Here is a 20,147-nt window from a genome sequence, read left to right as displayed (position 1 = left end):
CCGACGGTGGGCGGAGTCGGCGGGGTCTCAGGTCCACATGACCGCGATGGCGATGTTCGCCACGGTCAGCAGGCCGATCGCGCCGAGCACTTTGGAGGACACCCGGTCCGCGGCGCGGTTGCCCCAGACCAGCAGCAGGATGGCCAGCAGAATGACCAGCTTGGTGCCGATCTTGGCGTTGTCCACGTCCTTGTCCAGACCCGCCTGGACCACGCCGACCAGGGCCAGGCCGGTGACCAGCATGGTCAGCGCGCCGTGCGTCATCGCGGGCACGATCCGCCCGTCGCCGGTGCGCAGCGCGGATGTCTGGGTGAGGAAGCCACCGAGCAGGGACGCGATGCCCACGATGTGCAGGACCAGCAGGATCTGCCGCAGAACGTCCACGTCGTACAACTCCTCGTCGACCGTCGCGCGGCACCGGGACGCCGCGATTGTTGCCCGGCAGCCTAGCCGGCGCGGGTCGCTTGCTCTCCGACGGGTTATACGCGATCAATGGTCATCAAATCGGAACAAGACCGACTTTCGGGAATTCGGACGCCTATCCCGTGATACACGGAAAAGGAAACGGCGATATTGGTAAAGATTTGGCAATGCGAAGGTTGGTGGTGATGATCGTGATACTTCTGTGACTAGTGTTCTGCGACAGGCGATCGGCTCGACGTCGGCCACCCGGTCGACACGATCGCCTCCGCCGAATTCGGGGACGTATTTCGGTGACAGTGGGTGACCGCGGTCATTGTGATGCGAAGCCGGAACCGGGGACCCTCGCAGTCCCTGGGGTGAATCGGTGCCTCGGCACCGTAGGGCGCCTTCTTCCGCCCGAACCCGTCAGCTAACCCGGTAGGCGGCCGAGGAAGGAGACTCGCCACCAGTGGCGTCCCAACGTCGACCCGGGCAGCACCGCAAGCCCAAGCCGCGCACCGCCGTGCGTACCGCAGCGACCGTGGTCACGGCCGCCGCGACGATGACCGGCGTGATGACCTTTGCCGGCACCGCGAGCGCGGACCCCGCGCAGTCGTTCCAGCAGACCAAGGAACGCGTCAACCAGCTGCACCGTGACGTGATCAAGGCCACCGACGCCGCCAACGGCGTCGAGGAGCAGATCACCAAGCAGCAGGGCACCGCGAACCAGACGCAGGCCCGGATCACCGAGGAACAAGCCGCTCTGAACGCTCTGCGTGACCAGATCGGTGTCCTGGCGGCGAATCAGTACCGCAGCGGCGGCCTGCCGCCGTCGTTGTCGCTCGCGCTCAGCGGCGACCCCGAGGGCTTCCTGCAGAAGTCGCAGATGATGTCCCAGCTCGACGGTCAGCAGGCCGCCAAGCTGAAGCAGATCGCGGCGCAGGCCCGGGTTCTCCAGCAGGACCGCACCGAGGCCTCCTCGCAGCTCGCCGAGCTGGAGAAGCTGCGGACCGAGCTGAACAAGAACAAGACCGAGATCCAGGCCAAGCTCGCCGAGGCCCAGCGGCTGCTGAACACCCTTACCGAGCAGCAGAAGAAGGAAGTGCTCGACTCCGACGAGCACATCGGCAACACGGGCAACACGGGCGACACGGGCAACACGGACCCGACGCGGGCCGGCAACGACCGCAGTTCGCGGGACAAGCCGGACACACCGCCGCCGGCGACCAACGTCCCCGTGTCCGGCCGGGCCGCGGCCGCGGTCGCGTTCGCGAAGGCCCAGATCGGCAAGCCGTACTCGCCTCGGGCCGTGGGCCCCGACTCCTACGACTGCTCGGGCCTGACCATGGCGTCGTGGAAGGCCGCGAACGTCAAGCTGACCCGCACCACCTGGACCCAGGTCAACGACGGCCCGCGGATCTCCAAGGACGCGCTCCAGCCGGGCGACCTGGTGTTCTACTACCCGGACAACTCACACGTGGGCATCTACGTCGGCGGCGGGCAGATCGTGCACGCCCCGCGGCCGGGCAAGAACGTGACCTACGCACCGGTGGGCTCGATGCCGTTCTACGCGGCCGTTCGACCCGGTTAAATCCATCGGTCGCGCCTGGAGACCTCGACAGCGCCCTCTTCCGGACCCGTTCCGGAGGAGGGCGCTGTCGTCGTTGCGTGCTCTGCCTGCGTGCCCTGCGCGCGACCGGGGTCAGACCAGTCGCCGGTCGGTCGCCCAGCGGGTCAGCTCGTGCCGGTTGGACAACTGCAACTTGCGCAGTACGGCGGACACATGGGTCTCCACGGTCTTGACCGAGATGACCAGGCGCCGGGCGATCTCCTTGTACGCGTAGCCGCGTGCGATCAGCCGCAGCACCTCACGCTCGCGCTGGGTGAGTCGATCCAGATCCTCGTCGATCGGCGGCACATCGGTGGCCGCGAACGCGTCCAGCACGAAGCCCGCCAGGCGCGGCGAGAACACCGCGTCGCCCTCGCCGACCCGGCCGATCGCCCGGATCAGCTCGTCGCCGGTGATCGACTTGGTCACGTAGCCCCGGGCCCCGCCGCGGATCACCCCGATCACGTCCTCGGCGGCGTCCGACACCGACAACGCGAGGAAGCGCACGGCCGGGATCAGCGACGCGCACTGGCGCAGCACCTCGACCCCGCCGCCACCGGGCAGGTGCACGTCCAGGAGCACCACCTCGGGGCGGGTCTCGGTGACCACCGCCACCGCGCTCGCGACGTCGTCGGCCTCGCCGACCACCTCGACCGCCTCGCCGATCTCGGCGCGCACGCCGGTCCGGAACATCCGGTGGTCGTCGACCAGGACCACCCGGGTACGGGCGGCCGTCCCCTCGGGATGCTCCGTGCTGCTCTCGGTGGCGTTCACGTGTTCGTCCTTCCCACAGCGGCCCGGCCGGCGTCGGCGCGGCGCATCTCCAGCTCGACCTCGGTGCCCTCACCGGGTTCGCTGCGGATGTGCGCGGCGCCCCCGTTGCGGCGCATGCGCCCGATCACGGACTCTCGCACACCCAGCCGGTCGGCGGGCACCGTCTCCGGGTCGAAACCGGGTCCGCGGTCGCGGACGAAGACCGTGACCGTGTCCTCGTCGGCCTCGCCGAACACCGCGATCGCCGCTCCGCCCGCGTACTTCGCCGCGTTGACCATCGCCTCGCGGGCGGCGGCCACCAGCGCGGCCAGCTTGTCGTCCACCGGGCAATCGCCCACGCACACCACCTCGATCGACACCCCGTGCGCGTCCTCGACCTCGGCTGCGGTCGAGCGCAGGGCGGCGGCGAAGGTGCGATCCGGCTCCTCGCCGTCGGGGCGGTACAACCACGCGCGCAGCTCGCGCTCCTGGGCGCGGGCCAACCGGGCCACCTCGCGCGGGTCCTCGACGTGGCGCTGGATCAGGGTCAGCGTGTGCAGCACCGAGTCGTGCACGTGCGCGGCCACCTCGGCCCGCTCCTGGGCCCGGATCCGGGCCCGGCGCTCGACGCCCAGTTCGCGGGTCTGCCGGAGCAGATACGGGCCGAAGATGACCAGCAGGCCGACCAGGAGCAGCCCGGCCCCGCGCATCGCCGCCAGCGCGTCGCCGATGCCGCCCCGGCCGAACGAGAAGAACACCAGGCCGGCCAGTACCAGCAGGGCGCCGACGACGGTGCGCAGCGCGCCGGCCACCCGGCTGCGGCCGTCGAGCGAGAACCACCGGTTGCGCTGCGACTCGTCGGCCTGACGCCACAGCAGGATCACACCGGGACCGGCCACCAGCAGCGGCCAGATCCAGTCGCCGACCTTGGTCCCGCTCGTGGTCGCGCCCACGCCGGTGAGCATGGTCGCCGCGATCAGCACGATGATCATCGCGAGCGCCTGGTGCCGTTCCCGCCCGCGTTCGCGCACGGCCGGCGCGGGAGCCGCGCCGCCCTGCGGTACGAACACCCAGAACGCCGCGTAGAGCGCGATCCCCATTCCCGCGAAGAAGGCCAGCGCGACGAAGGCGATCCGCAGCAGCAGCACCTCGACGCCGAGGTGCTCGGCCAGGCCGCGCGCGACGCCGCCGGCGAGCCGGTGGGAGGAGGCGCGGCGGAGCCGGGGAATCGGTGGCGCGGGCCGGACGGGCGCGGCGGGCGGGGGGTAGACGGCGGTCACACGACCGATCGTCACACGCCCGCAAGCGCGTACGCATCAGGGCCCGACCCTGATTCGTCCTCAGGGTCGAACCAGGGGTGCGCCAGGGCGGAGCCCGATGGGAAGCGGGCTCCGCGGGCGCCACGATGGACCCATGAACGACGACATGAAACCCGGTATCTCGGCCGGCGACCGGGCCGGCGGCGCCCCGGGCGGCCCTGCGGGGTCGTCCGCGGCGCCCACGACGACGATTCGCCCCCCACTGCTGCGCAGCACCGAGGACCGGATGGTCTCGGGCGTGTGCGGCGGCCTCGGCGAACACTTCGGCCTCGACCCCGTGATCTTCCGCATCGTGTTCGCGGTGCTCTCGCTCTTCGGCGGGGTGGGCGTACTGGTGTACAGCCTGGGCTGGCTGTTGATCCCGGCCCGCGGGGAGGAGCAGCCGATGCTGCGTCGAATCCTCTCCGGGAAGTTCGACTACGGGGCATCGGCAGCCACCGTGGTCGCCGTCATGGGGGTCGCCTTGTTCTTCACCTACCTGGACTCGGGCTTCGGCCGGTCCGTCCCGTTGTTGATGATCACCGCCGTGGTGCTGTTCATGGTGTGGTCCGACACGAAGAAGAAGCAGCAGGCCGCCGTCGGCGCGGCCGGAGCTGCGGCGATGGCGGCGGCACCGGCCCAGGCGGACGTCCGGCCGGACGGCGCGACGGTGCCCGGGCCGCCGATGTGGTGGCAGGTGCCGGGTGCCGGTGCGGCGGCGCCCGGGGGCGAGGACCGGCCCGTGCCGCCGCCGGCGCCGCAGCGGTCCAGGCGTCCGCGCTCGTACGTGTCCCTGGCCACGCTGTCGGTGGCCACGATGGCGGGCGGTCTGCTGTGGGTGCTCGACCACACCGGCGCCGTGGACGTGACGTTCACCGTCGCGCTTGCGATCCTGCTCGGCATCGTGGGCCTGGGTCTGCTCGCGGGCAGCTGGTTCGGCCGGGCGCGGTTGCTGATCCTGCCCGCGCTCGCCCTCACCGCGATGCTGGCCGCGATCACCGCGATCAGCGTGCCGTTGACCGGTCCGTCGGGCGAGCGCACCTACCGGCCCACCACGGTCGCCGCGCTGCCGGCCTCGTACCACCTGGGCATGGGCGCGATGGACATCGACCTGCGCCGGCTCGACCTCGGGCCGGGCGGCAGCGCGACGGTGAAGGCCCGGATCGGCGCCGGACAGATCCAGGTCTGGGTGCCGGACGACGTCACGGTGGTGTTCAAGGGCGGCGTCGACCTCGGTCAGGTGCGCACGCCGACCGGCCGGGACGACGGCTACCGGCCGGAGCGCGTCGAGACCACCGCCCCGCAGGTCGGGCCCGGCCGCGGCACGATCACGCTCGACCTGAAGGTCGGCGTCGGCGAGGTCGAGGTGCTGGACGGGGACGACGGGCGGGAACCGCGATGAGCGCGTCGATCGACACCCGAACGACCCGGCGGACGACCGTGACCCGAATGGAGGGCGATTCCCGATGAGGCTGAACAGGTACCGCTTCGACCCGATGGCGCTGATCGCGGGCACAGTCTTCGCCGGCATCGCGATCGCCTACCTGCTGCGCGCGTCCGGCACGCTGACGGTGCGCCCCGAGTGGACACTGGCCACCGCGGCGATCGGCGTGGGCGTGGCCGGCCTCGCGGGAGCGCTGTGGGCGATGTTGCCGTTGCGTGGACCCGCGCCGGCGGCGACGGGTCGGTCGGCGTCCGCGACCACGTTCGCGCCGACCGCGCCCTATGCGGCGGGGGAGGCCGTGGTCGAGTCGTACCCGGGCGGCGGTGCGGCGGGCGAGGACCAGCCCCGTCCGGGCGCGTCGGGCGGGGGCGAAGACGAAACCCACCCGGGTGCGCCGGGTGCGGCCGGGGACGAGCCGTACGCGGTTGCGGCGGTCGAGGCCGAGGACGGCGTCGTCGCCGACCCGGTGGTCGAAGCCGACCGGGTGGGCGAGGCCGAGGACCGCGTCGTGCCCGCCCCGGTGGTCGAGGACGAGCGCCCGGAGGACCCGGGGCCGCCGACCGTGGACCTGACCAAGTAGCCGCCGGGCGACGCACGGAGCGGGGGTGGGCCGTCGGCCCACCCCCGCTCCGTGTCGTGCTCGCTCAGCCGCGCCCGTGCGGCGTGTGCCACAGCGCCGGGTCCGGCCCCTTGGGCACGATGCCGGTCGGATTGATCCGGTCGTGCGTGACGTAGTAGTGCCGCTTGATGTGGTCGAAGTCGACGGTGTCGCCGAAGCCTTCGGTCTGGAACAGGTCGCGGGCGTAGGCCCACAGGACCGGGTACTCGGTCAGCTTGCGCAGGTTGGTCTTGAAGTGGCCGTGGTAGACCGCGTCGAACCGGACCAGCGTGGTGAACAGCCGGATGTCCGCCTCGGTGATCGTGTCGCCGACCAGGTAGCGCTGCCCGGCCAGCCGCTCCTCCAGCGCGTCCAGACGGGCGAACAGCGCGTCGAACGCGGCCTCGTACGCCTCCTGCGTGGTGGCGAACCCGCAGCGGTACACGCCGTTGTTCACGTCCCGGAACACGTCCGCGTTGATCGCGTCGATCTCGGCGCGCAGCCGCTCCGGGTACAGGTCCGGCGCGCCGGCCCGGTGCAGCGCGGTCCAGCGGGTGGAGAGGTCGAGGGTGATCTGCGGATAGTCGTTGGTGACGACGTGGCCGGAGTGCAGGTCGATGATCGCAGGCACCGTCACCCGGCCGCTGTAGGTCGGGTCACTGGCCCGATAGGCGTCGGCCAGGAATGCCAGGCCGGTGGCCGGATCGCGCCCGTCGGGGTGATTGCTGAACCGCCACCCGGACTCGTCCCGGATCGGATCCACGATCGACAACCCGAGCGCCTCCTCCAGCCCGAGCAGACGCCGCACGATCACCGCCCGATGCGCCCACGGACACGCCAACGACACGACGAGCCGATACCGCCCGGCCTCCGGCTCGGGACGCCCGGTGAACCGATTGGCCTGCCGGACGAACTCTCCGCCCTTGCCCGACTCGGCCGTGAACTGCGCATCGGAAGTGGTCATGCGTCCACGGTAGATCGCCGAGCCCCGGATCGGGGGCCTCCGATCCGACACCGGCCCGATGCGCCCGCCGTCAGGTCGGGTCCAGGCCGTTTGCTCGGAGCCAGGGGAGGGGGTTGATCGGGGCGCCGCCGCCCGGGCGGACCTCGAAGTGCAGGTGCGGGCCGGTGCTGTTGCCGGTGTCGCCGCTGTAGGCGATCACGTCGCCCGCCTTGACCGGGCCGGAGCGGACCTTGGCCCGGGTCAGGTGGCAGTACCAGGTTTCGGTGCCGTCCTTGCCGGTCAGGATCACCATGTTGCCGTAGGCGGTGTTGAACTGGGTGCGGACCACGCCGTCCATCACCGCGACCACCGGCGTGTTCAGGTCGACCGGGAAGTCGATGCCGGTGTGCGTGTGTGCCCAGCGGGAGCCGGACGAGCCGAAATAGGCGCTGAGGCCGCGCTGAGCGACCGGAAGCACGTACTTGGGCCTGAGGGACTCCCGGCGCTTGCGCTCGACTTCCTGGGCCCGTTGTGTCTCTTCCTGGCGCTCCTGGAGCGAGATCCGGGTCTGCGCCCGGCTGGCGCGCTCGGCGAAGTCCTCGGCGCCGACCTGAAGGTCCATCAACTGCTTGTCCATCGGCGACATCAGCGGCAGGTCCTCGCCGCCCGCCACCGGATCCGCGTCCTTGGTCTCGGCGCCCGCGGTGTGCAGGCCGCCGACCGCGGCGACGGCCATCGCGGCCGCGCCCATCACCGCGAGCGGTGCGCCGGCGGTCAGCGGGAAGGCGCGTTTGCGCTTGATCCGGGCCTTGTCGGCGGTTTCCTTCGGCTTCGCGTCCTTGGCCGGCTTCTCCCGCCGCTCGACCCGCTCGACCCGTACGGCCGGCTCGACCCGTGCGTCGTCCGGCTCGGCCCCGTTGTCGGTCGGGGCCGGCACGCTGTCGTCATGGTCACCGGGATCGAACGCGGGCTCGACCGGCGCGCGGGTCGCGCCGTCGTCGAACAGGTCCGTCGTCGAGCGGTTGCCACCGGACCACATGTCGGCGTCGTCGCGCGCCGGCACGGGGGAGAACCAGGTGTCGGATTCCCACGCGGCGGTGTCCGAAGCGGCGTACCACATACCGGTGTTCGAGCCGCCGTCCCAGGACGGGTCGACGTACGGCGTGGCCGGCGCGGTCTGCACCGCGGTGTCGGTGCCCGCCCAGCTCCGGGTCTGCGTGCCGGTGCCGTAGGCGTCGTACGCGCCGCTGTCGGCCACCGCCGCGTAGCCGTACGTGCCGGTGGCGTCGTAGCCGGTGCCGGTGTCGTAATCGCCCGTGACCGCGGTGTGCGCACCGCTGTCGTACGCGTCGTAGGCCGGGACCGCGGTGTATCCCGAGGAGTCGTAGGCGGGTTGGTACCCGGAGGCGTCGTGGCCCGAGGAGCCGTAGGCCACGGAGTCGTAGCCCGGCGCGTCGTAGCCGACGGGGGCCTGGTTCGAGGAGGCGTAGTCGACGGCGGCGTAGGTCCCGCTCGTGTCGTACCCGTCGTACGTCGGGGTCGGCACGCCCCAACCGCCCGATGAGTCGACCGCCTGGTAGCCGGAACCGGTCGCATACGCGTTCGCGTCGTAACCGGCTACCGGTCCGTACCCCTGGTCATAGCCGCCCTGCGTCGAACCGGACGGGCCGTAAGGGGAGTACGCACCCTCGGCGTCCGGGACGTAGCGACCCTGCTGATCCTCGCTCGGATAGCGAACGTCCGTCACCTACGTCGCCTTCGTCTCGGGGGCTGGTCGGAATCGGACTGTAGTGCTCTTGACGTTCACAGGACAATCCTCGCGATAAGAACCGCAGGTCAGACCGCCGAGCGGGTGACGCGATCCGGCACGGCCGAACCCGCTCGGGCGGGCTGCGGACCGGCGCCGCGGCCGACCGGCGACACCGTCCCGGCCGCCCGATCGAGGTGTCGTCCCGGCGGTGCGGCGCCGCCCGCCGCGTCGGCGCGGACCGGGGCGGGGTCGATCGGGCGTACGTGCGGGCGGGACTTCCCGGCGCGCGGCCGGCCGGGGACCCTTCGGCAGGCCGTCCCGGCAGCGGGTTACGCTCCGGGCGAGGGCTTCGCTACGTACATGGAGGCAGTGATGGGTGTTCCCGGACCGATCAGGATCGTGGTGGCCAAGCCCGGACTCGACGGGCACGATCGGGGCGTCAAGGTGGTCGCCCGCGCACTGCGCGACGCGGGCTTCGAGGTGGTGTACACCGGCTTGCACCAGACCCCGATCCAGATCGTCGAGACGGCCATCCAGGAGGACGCCGACGCGATCGGCCTGTCGGTGCTCTCCGGCGCGCACATGACGCTCTTCGCGAAGGTCATCGAACTGCTCAAGGAGCGCGAGGCCGAGGACATCCTGGTGTTCGGTGGCGGGATCATCCCGGAGGAGGACGTCCCGGAGCTGAAGCGGATCGGCGTCGCGGCGGTCTTCACCCCCGGCGCGCCGACCACGGACATCGTCGACTGGGTACGCGCACACGTGGCGACCACCGCTGCCTGACCGGGCACTTCACCCGGATCCGGACAACCGGCCGGCTCGTTCTCCCGGCCGGTGCACACGTGTCGGTGCGGGCCCGTACCGTGACCGTCATGCTGGAACGGTGGACCGCAGAACAGGTGCTGGCACTCGCGCCTGACGCCGCGTCACGCAAGGCCGGGAGCGGATTGGCGGTGCCGCGGCCATGGTCGGCCGCGGGCGCCGCGGAGTTCGCCGGGGGGACCGGCGCGGTCTGGGGCGAGTGCGCGGGAAGCGGCGCGACGCCGTACCGCACCGTGGTCGATCTCGGCGGCCCGGCGTCGCAATGCTCGTGTCCCAGCCGCAAGTTCCCCTGCAAGCACGTACTCGGCCTGCTGCTCCTGTGGGCGGCCGACCCGGTGGCCGTGCCGGCCGACGCGACCGCGCCCGACTGGGCCGACGCGTGGCTGACCGGGCGCCGGGAGCGGGCCGGGAAGAGCGCGTCGGCCGGGTCCGCACCGGCCGACCCCGCCGCGGCCCGACGACGGGCCGACCAGCGCGCGGCCCAGGTCGCCGAGGGCGCCGAGCGGTTGCGCCGCTGGCTGGCCGACCGGGTCCATCAGGGCCTGGCGGGCAGCGAACGCGAGGGATACGCCATGTGGGACGGCATCGCCGAACGCATGGTCGACGCCAAGGCGCCGGGGTTGGCGGCCCGGCTGCGGGCGGCCGGGGCGATACCGGCGTCCGGGGCGGAGGGTTGGCCCGGCCGACTCCTGGAGGACTACGCCGAGTTGTGGCTGCTCCTGCGCGCCCACGAACACGCCGACGACCTGGACCCGTCCCTGGTGGCCGGGCTGCGGGCGCGGATCGGCTGGACTGTGGACGCGGAGGACGTGCTGCGCAGGGCGCGCGACGCGGGCACGGTGGTGCACGACCGGTGGCTGGTGCTGGGCAGCCGGGACAGTACGGACGGCAATCTGACGGAGCGTCGGATCTGGCTGCGCGGCGAGCGGTCCGGCCGGCCGGCGCTCGTGCTGGCCTTCGGGCCGCAGGGGCGCGCGCCGCAACTGGCCCTGCCGGTGGGCCGATTGATCGAGGCCGACGCGGCCTTCCACGACGACGCGGTGCCGCTGCGGGCCGCGCTCGGCGAGCGCGGCGGCGCGCCGGTCGCGGGCGCGGAGCCGGCGGGGGTCGGGCCGGAGGAGGCCACCCTGGGCTACGCCGAGGCGTTGCGCAGCGAACCGTGGCTGGAGGCATGGCCGGTGGTGCTGGCCGACGTGGTCGCCGTGCCGGAGCCGATGGGGTGGCGGATCGCGGGCGCGGACGGGTTCTGGCTGCCGGTGGATCGGGCGCGCACCGGCGAGCAGGCGTTGTGGCGGTTGTCCGCGATGTCCGGAGGCGCCGGGCTGACCGTGTTCGGCGAGTACGGCGCGCGCGGATTCGTCCCGGTGACCGCGTGGCACGAGGGGCAGGCCGTGCAGCTGTAGTCGGCCGCGCGTCATGGCCGTGTGCCGCGTGCCGCACGCCATGGCGCGGGGAGCCGGCCGTGGAGGGCCCGCAAAACCATCACCGGAGTCGGTCGGCACCGTCGATCGGCCTGTGCGGAAGGGGAGTTCGGATGCGGGTGGCGGATCCGGTGTGGGACGACCTGGTGTCGGCGGCGTTGGTGGGCACCGGACGGCGGCCGGCCGCGGAGTTGCCCGCGCAGGACGCGCTCGGGGCGCTGGCCGCGCAGGTGGACCGGGCGGACGAGGCGGTGCGGCTGCTCGACCTGGCCGCGATCGTGATGGTGCACCGGCGTGCGGGCCGGCGGGCCCCGGCGGGTGCGCCGCCGGCGCCGTGCGCCGAGGTGGACACGCGGCCGTCGGTGCCGGAACGGGCCCGGGTGCGGCTGCGGATCCTGCTCGAGGGCGACGGCATGGACTTCCTGCCCGAATGGCTCACGCTGGCCCGCGCGGCCGGACTGCGCGCGCCCGAGTCCGAGTTGCCCGCGCTGTTGACGGCGGCGCGCTCGCGGACCGATCTGCGCGAGATCGTGGCCGACCTGGCCGGACCGCGCGGCCGCTGGCTGGCCGGGCTCAACCCGGAGTGGGCGTGGCTGACCCGGGTCGCGGTGCCGGACCCGGACGATCCGATCGAGCTGTGGCGGCACGGGCGCTTCGGCGAGCGGCTCGCCGCGTTCGAGGCACTGCGCACCGGTGACCCGGATGCCGCCCGGGGGCTGCTGGCCCGGGTCTGGAGCGCCGAGCCCGCGGAGGATCGGGCGGTGTGGGTGGCGGCGCTGCGCACCGGGTTGTCGGCGCGGGACGAGCCGTTCCTGGAGGAGGCGCTGGACGATCGGGCCAAGGTGGTTCGGGTGGCCGCCGCGCGATTGCTCACCGAATTGCCCGGCTCGGCCTTCGCCGCCCGGATGCGCGAGCGCGCGCTGGCCTGCCTGCGGCCCGGCGGCGCGGGGCGGGTGCTGGTGGTGCCGCCGAGCGGCTGCGATGCGGCGATGCGGCGGGACGGCATCGCGGAGACGTCGCCGACCGGGCGCGAGGACCACTCGTGGTGGTTGGGCGAGATCGTCGCCGCCACGCCGCTCGCGGTGTGGCGGGAGGTGTTCGGGGCGAGCCCCGAGGAGATCGTGGCGCGGGCGCTGCCGCGTCGGTTCGCGGAGGACGTCCGGGAGGGGTGGGCCCGTGCTGCAGTGCTCCAGCGCGACGTCGAGTGGGCCCGGGCGCTGGCCGGGCGCGGTGCGCCCACCCGGCTGCTGACCGTGCTGCCGGCGGCCGAGTGCGCCGAACACGTGGCCCGGCACATCGCCGCGCACGGGCTGTCCGAGGCGCTGCAACTGCTGACCAACTGCCCGACGCCGTGGCCGGCGGTGCTGGGTGACGCGGTCCTGGACGCGCTCGCGAGCGCGGCCGGGAGCGGCGGCTATCCGTGGAGCTTCAGCGGCGCCCGGGACGTGGCCGGCCGCGGCCTGGACCCGGCCGTGGTCGACCGCGTGGAGCACCTGGCCGCGGGGGAGGGCGAATGGCCCAAGGCCTTCCGCGCCCTGGCCGACACCCTGCACTACCGGGCCACGATGCGCGCGGAACTCCTGGGCGGCTGAACCGCGAGTGCGCCCGCCGGATCGTTCAGCGGGTCAGCGCGCCCACATCGAGCACAAGCGGGAACGGCACGTCGAGCTTCATGGTCCCGCGGTGCACCCCGGTCGCGACATACGCCTGCGTCGCGGGGTCGAGTTCGTAGACGTAGACCACGGCGCTACCCATGTCCTTCTCGATGCGCCAGAAGTGCGGGATGCCGCTCTTCGCGTAGAGCGCGGGCTTGATCTCCCGATCGCGATCCTCCGACTCGGGAGACACGACCTCGACGACCAGGCGAACATCGGCGGGCTGGAAGGCGGTCAGCTCCGGGTTTTGCGCGGCGGTGGCGTCCACCACTGTCATGTCGGGCTCCGGACGCGACCTGCGTCCCAGGCGAACCGTCATCTCTCGGGCGATGAAGAGGTTCGGCGGCGCCTGAGCTTCCAGTGTGGCGTTGAGCCGGTTCAGGACCCGCATGTGGAAGAGGGACTGTGGCGACATCACGATGAGGGCTCCGTGGATCAGCTCTATCCGACGCGGAGCCTCGGGCGGAAGCCGATCGAGATCCTCGGCGGTCCAACCGTCCTCGGGACCGGGGTAGAACCATTCCGGTAGTGCCTGCGTCATCACCGGCGGCCTCCCAGCGTCGTCAATGGACCCTGGGACGATAGTAGGCAGATTTCCCCGCAGGGCCCGAGATCGGCGCGAGGTCGCTCATGTGAGTGATCAGGCGAACATCGGCAGCCCCGAAGGTGTCGGACCCGGGCGGCAGGATGGGTTCTGTTCGGGTTTGTTCGAGCCTTGGGGGAGCGCCGTGACTGTGTCCGCTGAACCGGTTGAGCAGAGTGTGCTTCGGGCCCATGCCGAGGACGCGTTCGCCGACGAACTGGCCGCGCTCGACGCCGCCGACGAACGGCCCCGGCCGCCGCGCTGGAAGCTTTCGCCGTGGGCGGTGGCGACCTACCTGCTCGGCGGCACGCTGCCGGACGGGACGGTGATCTCGCCCAAGTACATCGGACCCCGGCGGATCATCGAGGTCGCCGTCACCACCTTGGCCACCGACCGCGCGCTGCTGCTCCTGGGCGTGCCGGGCACGGCCAAGACGTGGGTGTCCGAGCACCTGGCCGCCGCCGTGTGCGGCGACTCCACGCTGCTGGTCCAGGGCACCGCCGGCACCCCCGAGGAGGCCATCCGGTACGGGTGGAACTATGCCCGATTGCTTGCCCACGGGCCCAGTCGCGCGGCCATGGTGGCCGGTCCGGTGATGCGGGCGATGAGTCACGGACTGGTCGCCCGGGTCGAGGAGTTGACCCGCATCCCGGCCGACGTTCAGGACTCGCTGATCACCATCCTGTCCGAAAAGACGCTGCCGGTACCGGAGTTGAACGACGAGGTGCAGGCCGTGCGCGGGTTCAACCTGATCGCCACCGCCAACGACCGCGACCGCGGGGTCAACGACCTGTCCTCCGCGCTGCGCCGCCGATTCAACACCGTGGTGCTCCCGCTGCCGGCGACCGCCGACGCCGAGGTGGACATCGTCAGTCGCCGGGTGGCCCAGCTCGGCTCCTCGCTCGACCTGCCGCCGGTGGCCGCCGCCGAGGCCGAACTGCGGCGCGTGGTCACGGTGTTCCGCGAACTGCGGGCCGGCCTCACCGAGGACGGGCGGACCAAACTGAAGACCCCGTCCGGGACGTTGTCCACCGCGGAGGCGATCTCCGTGGTCACCGGCGGCCTCGCGCTGGCCGCACACTTCGGCGACGGCGTGCTGCGTTCGGCGGACGTGGCCGCGGGCATCCTGGGTGCGGTGGTCAAGGACCCGGCGGCGGACACCCTGGTCTGGCGCGAATACCTGGAGACGGCGGTGCGTCCGCGCGCCGACTGGCAGGACTTCTACCGGGCCTGCCGCGACGCGGACCGGGCCTGATGGCGAACCCACCGGTCGACCCGCCGATCCTGCTCGGCGTGCGGCACCACGGGCCGGGTTCGGCCCGGGCGGTGGCCGCCGCGCTCGCTCAGGTCGAGCCCGACATCGTGCTGATCGAGGGCCCGCCCGAGGCGGACGTGCTGCTGTCCTTCGCCGCCGACCCCGACATGCGCCCGCCCGTCGCACTGCTCGCGCACGCGGCCGACGATCCCGCGCAGGCGGGCTTTTGGCCGTACGCCGACTTCAGCCCCGAGTGGGTGGCGATCCGGTACGCCGGCGCCCACGGCGTCCCGATCCGCTTCGTCGACCTGCCGGTCGCGGTGTCCTTCACGCTCGACCGGGCCCGCAAGGAGCGCGCCGCGACCGCTTCGCCCGAGAACGAGGAGGCCACGCCCGCGCCGCCGCGCGTCGACCCGATCGCGGAACTCGCCCGGCTGGCCGGCCAGGACGACCCGGAGCGCTGGTGGGAGGACGTGATCGAGCACCGGCTGCCCACCGGCGGCGATGCGCTGACCCCGTTCGCGGCGCTCGCCGACGCGATGGCCGCGCTGCGCGAGGACGAGCCCGAGCCCGACCCGACGGCGGCACCGGACGTCGAGCCCGACGTCGAACGGCTGCGCGAGGCGCACATGCGCCAGTGCATCCGGTCCGCTCGCCGTGCCGGCCACCGGCGGATCGTCGTGGTGTGCGGCGCCTGGCACCTGCCCGCGCTCGCCCGGCTCCCCTCGGCCGCCGCCGACCGGGCGCTGCTGGCGCCGCACCGGGCCAAGGTCAAGGTCGAGACCACCTGGGTGCCCTGGACGCACCGCCGGCTGGCGCAGAGCTCCGGCTACGGCGCGGGCGTCGCCTCGCCCGGGTGGTACCGACACCTGTACGCGAACACCGACGAACGCGAACTGTTGCCCCGCTGGTTCGTCCGGATCGCCTCGCTGCTGCGCGACGCGGGCCATCCGGTGTCCTCCGCACACGTGATCGAGGCCACCCGGCACGCGAGCGCCCTGGCCGCGCTGCGCGGTCGCCCGCTGGCCGGCCTGGACGAGACGATCGAGGCGGTCCGCGCGGTGATGTGCGACGGCGTCACCGGGCCGCTCGCACTGGTGCATGACGCCCTCGTGGTGGGCGACGTGATCGGCGAGGTGCCCGCCACGGTGCCCGCCGTACCGCTCCAGCGCGACCTGTCCCGCGAGCAGCGCCGACTGCGCCTGAAGCCCGAGCCCTCGGCCCGCGAACTGGAACTCGACCTGCGCAAGGAGTCGCACGCCGACCGCAGCCGACTGCTCAACCGACTCGCGCTGCTGGACATCCCGTGGGGTGTGCCGGCCCGGGCCCGGGAGAGCAAGGGCACCTTCCGCGAGACCTGGCGCCTGGACTGGCAGCCCGAGTTGGCCATCCGGGTCGCCGAGGCCGGGGTGTGGGGGACCACCGTGCTCGCCGCCGCCGCGGCACGCACGGCCGATCTGGCGATCCGGGCCGAATCGCTCGCCGACGTCACCGACGTGGCCGAGCGCTGCCTGCGCGCCGACCTGCCCGACGCGCTGCCGCTGATCATGCGGGTCCTGGACCAGCGCGCCGCGCTGGACACCGACGTGGGCAAACTCGCCGAGGCGCTGCCGGGGCTGGTGCGCGCGCTGCGCTACGGCGACGTGCGCGGCACCGACACCTCCGCGCTGGGCACCGTGGTGGCCGGCCTGGTGGTCCGGATCTGCGTCGGGCTGCTGCCGGCCTGCGCGGGCCTGGACGACGACGGCGCCAAGGCGATGCGCCGACACCTGGACGCCGTGCACGCGGCCGTACAACTGCTCGGCGACGAGCAACAGCAGGACTGGTACGCGACCTTGGACCGGCTCGCCGACCGGGAGAACCTGCCCGGCCTGCTCACCGGCCGGGCCACCCGACTGCTGCTCGACCTGGGCCGACTCGACCCGCAGACGGCCGCTCCGCGCCTGGCTCGGGCGCTGACCAGGGGTGTTCCGCATCGCGAATCGGCCGCCTGGATCGAGGGCTTCCTGGCCGGCGGCGGCATGCTGCTCGTGCACGACGAGCGGCTGATGGCCCTGGTCGACGAGTGGATCACCGACACCCCGGCCGATCTGTTCACCGAGATCCTGCCGCTGCTGCGGCGCACCTTCGCCACCTTCGCGGCGGCCGAGCGGCGCATGCTCGGCGAGCGGGTGCGCACCCCGGCACACCGCGCCGCCCCGGCCGCGAGCGCCGAGCTGTTCGACGCCGGGCGCGCGGACGCCACGCTGCCGTTGTTGGCCGAGATCCTCGGCCTCGAACGCCGAAAGGTGACCACCCGATGAGCGAGAGCACGGCCGACGAACGCCTGCGCCGCTGGCGTCTGGTACTCGGCGGCGACGCGGACGGCACCGGCTACGGGCCCACCGGCGACGACATCCGGATCGACCGGGCCCTGGCCGCGCTGTACCGCCCGGAGACCCCGGCCCCGCGCGGCAGCAGACGCGGCAGCGGCCCGCGCGCGGCCGGCCTGGGTGCCTCCGCGCCGTCGGTGGCCCGGTGGCTCGGCGACATCCGCGAGCACTTCCCGGCGGGCGTCGTACAGATCCTCCAACAGGACGCGATCGAGCGGCTCGACCTGACCCGGCTGCTGCTGGAGCCGGAGATGCTGGCCGCCGTCGAACCCGACGTACACCTGGTCGGCACCCTGCTCGCGCTCAACAAGCTGATGCCCGAGGCCACCAAGGAGGCCGCCCGCGCGGTGGTCCGCACGGTCGTCGACGACCTGGAGCGCCGGGTCGCGCAGCGCACCACGAGCCTGGTCCAGGGCGCGCTGGACCGGGCGACCCGGATCAACCGCCCGCGTCACCACGACATCGACTGGAACGCCACGATCAAGGCCAACCTCAAGCACTACCAGGCCGAGCACCGCACGATCGTGCCGGAGCGCCTGGTCGGCTACGGCCGGCAGCGGCACGGGGTGCAGAAGGACGTGATCCTGTGCATCGACCAGTCCGGTTCGATGGCGGCCTCGGTGGTCTACGCGTCGGTCTTCGGCGCGGTGCTGGGCTCGATGCGCTCGCTCAAGACCTCGCTGGTCGTCTTCGACACGAACGTGGTCGACCTGACCGAACGACTGAGCGATCCGGTGGACGTGCTGTTCGGCACCCAGCTCGGCGGCGGCACCGACATCAACCGCGCGCTCGCCTACTGCCAATCGTTGATCACTCGCCCGGCGGAGACGGTCGTGGTGCTGATCAGCGACCTGTACGAGGGCGGCGTGCGGGACGAGATGTTGCGCCGCGCGGCGAGCATGCAGGCCGCCGGAACCTCGTTCGTCACCCTGCTGGCCCTCTCCGACGAGGGCGCCCCCGCGTACGACCACACCAACGCCGCGGCACTGGCCGCTCTCGGCAGCCCGGCCTTCGCCTGCACCCCCGACCTGTTCCCGGAGGTGATGGCAGCGGCGATCCAGGGTCTGCCGCTTCCGGTGCCGGAGCCGTAATGGTGTCCTGATCGGTAGACCGAGGAGTATGCTCTTTGGTATGCAGACAACGGTGAAGATAGACGCCAAACTGCGAGACCGGATCGCGCGCCTGGCGGAGCAACGGGAGATGTCGATGGGCGCGGTCATCGCCGCCGCCATAGAGCGCGAGGAACGGGCCGAACGATTCGCGGCGATCGAAGCGGCCATGGCCCGCTTGGAGGCGGATCCCGACGAGTGGCGCTCCTACCGGGCGGAGCAGGGCGAATGGGAAGCCACTCTGGCCGACGGTCTGGATGACGAGGCATCCGAGTGAGCCCTGCTCTTCGACCGCGCCAAGGCGACGTGTGGATGGTCGACCTGGAGCCCGTGGCCGGGCACGAACAGGGGCGGCGGCGGCCTTGCGTTGTCGTTTCGAGTGACGAGTACAACCGCGTGATGCGCGGGATGGCGATCGTGGTGCCGTTGACCAGTCGGGACCGCGGGTTGCCCCAGCAGGTGAAGGTGTCAAGTTCGGCGTCCGGGCTCGGCAACGTGAGCTTCGCCAGGCCCGAGGATGTGCGAGCGGTCTCACACCTTCGGTTCGGCCGCCGTCTGGGTTTTGCGAGCGAGCTCGAGATGGCTGACATCCATGGTTGGTTGTCCGACTTCCTCGGCATGTGAGCAGCACTCCGCCGGCGGCGTCGGGTGGGATCGGCCACATCCACGCTGTCACGGTCCGTTTCGATGTGTTCCCTGTGTCACGGTGGAACAGGCGTAAACGGGCGGATCTCGACGTGCGTCCGGGCCCTGGGTGGGGGTCTCCCGAGCGGCGTGCCCAAGACCCCGTTTCGGACCTAGCACTCCTGCCCGATAACCTGCAAGGCGGATCAGCTACGCGTGCGGACGCCGTCCACCAGAACTGGGGGCGAGCCTGCCGGACCTGTGCGACGACGGACGCGGCTGCGCATGTTCCGCATATCCGATCGCGATCACAAGGACGGACCCGCGTGGACCTGTTCGAGTACCAGGCGAGGGATCTCTTCGCTAAGCACGGTGTGCCGGTTCTGCCCGGTGAAGTCGTCTTCACGCCGGAGGAGGCACGGGCCGCCGCCGAGCGCATGGGCGGCAAGGCCGTCGTCAAGGCTCAGGTGAAGGTCGGTGGCCGCGGCAAGGCCGGCGGCGTGAAGCTGGCCTTCAGCACCGACGAGGTCGTCGAGAAGACCGAGCAGATCCTCGGTCTCGACATCAAGGGCCACATCGTCAAGAAGGTCATGCTGGCCGGTCTGGCCAAGCCGGTGGACGAGTACTACGTCTCGTTCCTGCTCGACCGCACCAACCGCACCTTCCTCGCGATGGCGTCCGTCGAGGGCGGCGTCGAGATCGAGGTCGTCGCGGAGGAGAACCCCGACGCGCTCGCCAAGATCCCGGTCGATGCGATCGAGGGTGTGACCGAGGCCAAGGCCCGCGAGATCGTCGAGGCGGCGAAGTTCCCCGCCGAGCTGCACGACCAGATCGTCGCGACCCTCAAGACGCTGTGGACCGTCTTCGTCGAAGAGGACGCCACGCTCGTCGAGGTCAACCCGCTGATCAAGTCCGAAGAGGGCAAGATCATCGCGCTGGACGGCAAGGTCTCGCTGGACGAGAACGCCGACTTCCGGCACCCCGACCACGCGGAGCTCGAGGACAAGGACGCGGCCGACCCGCTGGAGGCGGCGGCCAAGGCCAAGGGGCTCAACTACGTCAAGCTCGACGGCTCGGTCGGCATCATCGGCAACGGCGCGGGTCTGGTCATGTCCACGCTCGACGTGGTCGCGTACGCCGGGGAGAACCACGGCGGCGTGAAGCCGGCCAACTTCCTCGACATCGGCGGCGGCGCGTCCGCCGAGGTGATGGCGAACGGCCTGGAGATCATCCTGGGCGACGCCGACGTCAAGTCGGTGTTCGTCAACGTCTTCGGCGGCATCACCGCGTGCGACGCGGTCGCGAACGGCATCGTGCAGGCGCTCGAACTGCTGAAGCAGAAGGGCGAGGCGGTCACCAAGCCGCTCGTCGTGCGTCTGGACGGGAACAACGCGGAGCTGGGTCGTCAGATCCTCACCGACGCGAACCACCCGCTGGTCCAGCAGGTGGACACCATGGATGGCGCGGCCGAGCGGGCCGCCGAGCTCGCTGCCGCGAAGTAAGGGAGAC

The 20,147-nt window shown here is 72.2% G+C and carries 18 protein-coding genes and 1 riboswitch; of the genes, 12 read left to right on the top strand and 6 right to left on the bottom strand.

All coding sequences use genetic code 11. The annotated features are described in order from the left end of the window. Positions 1 to 27 precede the first annotated feature (27 nt). Positions 28 to 384 carry a hypothetical protein gene (locus ACZOOI_RS10380; protein ID WP_465280428.1) on the bottom strand — a complete coding sequence of 119 codons (357 nt, stop codon included), beginning with the start codon at positions 382 to 384 and terminating at the stop codon, positions 28 to 30. 348 nt (positions 385 to 732) lie between these two features. Next, positions 733 to 862: riboswitch (cyclic di-AMP (ydaO/yuaA leader) on the top strand. A gap of 9 nt (positions 863 to 871) precedes the next feature. Between ACZOOI_RS10380 and ACZOOI_RS10375 the strand changes: the two genes are divergently transcribed. After that, a complete protein-coding gene (locus tag ACZOOI_RS10375; RefSeq protein WP_465280427.1) occupies positions 872 to 1,993 on the top strand; it encodes a C40 family peptidase in 1,122 nt (373 codons plus the stop codon). Between the two features lie 111 nt (positions 1,994 to 2,104). Here the strand turns inward: ACZOOI_RS10375 and ACZOOI_RS10370 are convergent, their stop codons facing one another. After that, positions 2,105 to 2,785, bottom strand: a complete 681-nt coding sequence (locus ACZOOI_RS10370) for a LuxR C-terminal-related transcriptional regulator (protein WP_465280426.1) — start codon at positions 2,783 to 2,785, stop codon at positions 2,105 to 2,107. After that, on the bottom strand, positions 2,782 to 4,044 hold the full coding sequence (locus ACZOOI_RS10365; protein WP_465280425.1) for an ATP-binding protein: 1,263 nt from the start codon (positions 4,042 to 4,044) through the stop codon (positions 2,782 to 2,784). The genes ACZOOI_RS10370 and ACZOOI_RS10365 overlap by 4 nt, the downstream gene beginning before the upstream one ends. 133 nt (positions 4,045 to 4,177) lie before the next feature. Here ACZOOI_RS10365 and ACZOOI_RS10360 point away from each other — a divergent pair, with 133 nt between their 5' ends. Both ACZOOI_RS10360 and ACZOOI_RS10355 read left to right on the top strand, forming a co-directional pair. After that, complete coding sequence (locus ACZOOI_RS10360) at positions 4,178 to 5,464, top strand: PspC domain-containing protein (protein ID WP_465280424.1); 1,287 nt, start codon at positions 4,178 to 4,180, stop codon at positions 5,462 to 5,464. A 64-nt stretch (positions 5,465 to 5,528) separates the two neighbouring features. Further along, entirely contained in the window at positions 5,529 to 6,086 is a 558-nt protein-coding gene (locus tag ACZOOI_RS10355) for a hypothetical protein (protein ID WP_465280423.1), read from the top strand. Between the two features lie 64 nt (positions 6,087 to 6,150). On the opposite strand, the gene ACZOOI_RS10350 is transcribed toward ACZOOI_RS10355, so the two are convergent. Both ACZOOI_RS10350 and ACZOOI_RS10345 read right to left on the bottom strand, forming a co-directional pair. Continuing rightward, positions 6,151 to 7,068: a glutathione S-transferase family protein gene (locus tag ACZOOI_RS10350; RefSeq protein ID WP_465280422.1), complete on the bottom strand. Its 918-nt coding sequence runs from the start codon at positions 7,066 to 7,068 to the stop codon at positions 6,151 to 6,153. 70 nt (positions 7,069 to 7,138) lie between these two features. Next, positions 7,139 to 8,794 (bottom strand): M23 family metallopeptidase, encoded by a 1,656-nt coding sequence (locus ACZOOI_RS10345; protein WP_465280421.1) that lies wholly within the window; start codon positions 8,792 to 8,794, stop codon positions 7,139 to 7,141. 375 nt (positions 8,795 to 9,169) lie between these two features. On the opposite strand from ACZOOI_RS10345, the gene ACZOOI_RS10340 reads away from it, so the two are divergent. The 3 genes from ACZOOI_RS10340 (at position 9,170) to ACZOOI_RS10330 (ending at position 12,632) form a co-directional block, all read left to right on the top strand. Further along, positions 9,170 to 9,580 carry a cobalamin B12-binding domain-containing protein gene (locus ACZOOI_RS10340; RefSeq protein ID WP_391585341.1) on the top strand — a complete coding sequence of 137 codons (411 nt, stop codon included), beginning with the start codon at positions 9,170 to 9,172 and terminating at the stop codon, positions 9,578 to 9,580. Between the two features lie 89 nt (positions 9,581 to 9,669). Continuing rightward, on the top strand, positions 9,670 to 11,022 hold the full coding sequence (locus tag ACZOOI_RS10335; RefSeq protein ID WP_465280420.1) for an SWIM zinc finger family protein: 1,353 nt from the start codon (positions 9,670 to 9,672) through the stop codon (positions 11,020 to 11,022). A gap of 131 nt (positions 11,023 to 11,153) precedes the next feature. Beyond that, positions 11,154 to 12,632, top strand: coding sequence for a DUF5691 domain-containing protein (locus ACZOOI_RS10330; protein WP_465280419.1), 1,479 nt, complete (start codon positions 11,154 to 11,156; stop codon positions 12,630 to 12,632). 25 nt (positions 12,633 to 12,657) lie between these two features. Here ACZOOI_RS10330 and ACZOOI_RS10325 read toward each other — a convergent pair whose 3' ends face one another. Next, on the bottom strand, positions 12,658 to 13,236 hold the full coding sequence (locus ACZOOI_RS10325) for a Uma2 family endonuclease (RefSeq protein WP_465280418.1): 579 nt from the start codon (positions 13,234 to 13,236) through the stop codon (positions 12,658 to 12,660). Between the two features lie 220 nt (positions 13,237 to 13,456). On the opposite strand from ACZOOI_RS10325, the gene ACZOOI_RS10320 reads away from it, so the two are divergent. The 6 genes from ACZOOI_RS10320 to sucC all read left to right on the top strand — a co-directional run bounded on the left by ACZOOI_RS10320 (position 13,457) and on the right by sucC (position 20,140). Beyond that, complete coding sequence (locus tag ACZOOI_RS10320) at positions 13,457 to 14,533, top strand: ATP-binding protein (RefSeq protein ID WP_465281160.1); 1,077 nt, start codon at positions 13,457 to 13,459, stop codon at positions 14,531 to 14,533. Beyond that, a complete protein-coding gene (locus ACZOOI_RS10315; protein WP_465280417.1) occupies positions 14,533 to 16,836 on the top strand; it encodes a DUF5682 family protein in 2,304 nt (767 codons plus the stop codon). Before ACZOOI_RS10320 ends, ACZOOI_RS10315 begins: the two co-directional genes overlap by 1 nt. After that, positions 16,833 to 17,996 carry a VWA domain-containing protein gene (locus ACZOOI_RS10310; RefSeq protein WP_465280416.1) on the top strand — a complete coding sequence of 388 codons (1,164 nt, stop codon included), beginning with the start codon at positions 16,833 to 16,835 and terminating at the stop codon, positions 17,994 to 17,996. The genes ACZOOI_RS10315 and ACZOOI_RS10310 overlap by 4 nt, the downstream gene beginning before the upstream one ends. A 40-nt stretch (positions 17,997 to 18,036) precedes the next feature. After that, positions 18,037 to 18,291, top strand: coding sequence for a hypothetical protein (locus ACZOOI_RS10305; protein ID WP_391585335.1), 255 nt, complete (start codon positions 18,037 to 18,039; stop codon positions 18,289 to 18,291). Next, a complete protein-coding gene (locus ACZOOI_RS10300; RefSeq protein ID WP_465280415.1) occupies positions 18,288 to 18,638 on the top strand; it encodes a type II toxin-antitoxin system PemK/MazF family toxin in 351 nt (116 codons plus the stop codon). The genes ACZOOI_RS10305 and ACZOOI_RS10300 overlap by 4 nt, the downstream gene beginning before the upstream one ends. Positions 18,639 to 18,964: 326 nt before the next feature. Next, positions 18,965 to 20,140, top strand: coding sequence for an ADP-forming succinate--CoA ligase subunit beta (sucC, locus tag ACZOOI_RS10295; RefSeq protein ID WP_360307845.1), 1,176 nt, complete (start codon positions 18,965 to 18,967; stop codon positions 20,138 to 20,140). The last annotated feature ends 7 nt before the right edge of the window (positions 20,141 to 20,147 follow it).

This window comes from Embleya sp. L77 (assembly GCF_055557415.1).
The sequence above is the reverse complement of the archived record's forward strand: the minus strand, read 5'-3'. Positions and strand labels throughout refer to the sequence as shown.

Coding starts and splice junctions, on each gene's coding strand:
- ACZOOI_RS10360 (WP_465280424.1), top strand. CDS start 4,178: ATGAACGACGACATGAAACCCGGTATCTCGGCCGGCGACCGGGCCGGC.
- ACZOOI_RS10355 (WP_465280423.1), top strand. CDS start 5,529: ATGAGGCTGAACAGGTACCGCTTCGACCCGATGGCGCTGATCGCGGGC.
- ACZOOI_RS10350 (WP_465280422.1), bottom strand. CDS start 7,068: ATGACCACTTCCGATGCGCAGTTCACGGCCGAGTCGGGCAAGGGCGGA.
- ACZOOI_RS10340 (WP_391585341.1), top strand. CDS start 9,170: ATGGGTGTTCCCGGACCGATCAGGATCGTGGTGGCCAAGCCCGGACTC.
- ACZOOI_RS10335 (WP_465280420.1), top strand. CDS start 9,670: ATGCTGGAACGGTGGACCGCAGAACAGGTGCTGGCACTCGCGCCTGAC.
- ACZOOI_RS10330 (WP_465280419.1), top strand. CDS start 11,154: ATGCGGGTGGCGGATCCGGTGTGGGACGACCTGGTGTCGGCGGCGTTG.
- ACZOOI_RS10325 (WP_465280418.1), bottom strand. CDS start 13,236: ATGACGCAGGCACTACCGGAATGGTTCTACCCCGGTCCCGAGGACGGT.
- ACZOOI_RS10315 (WP_465280417.1), top strand. CDS start 14,533: ATGGCGAACCCACCGGTCGACCCGCCGATCCTGCTCGGCGTGCGGCAC.
- ACZOOI_RS10310 (WP_465280416.1), top strand. CDS start 16,833: ATGAGCGAGAGCACGGCCGACGAACGCCTGCGCCGCTGGCGTCTGGTA.
- ACZOOI_RS10305 (WP_391585335.1), top strand. CDS start 18,037: ATGCAGACAACGGTGAAGATAGACGCCAAACTGCGAGACCGGATCGCG.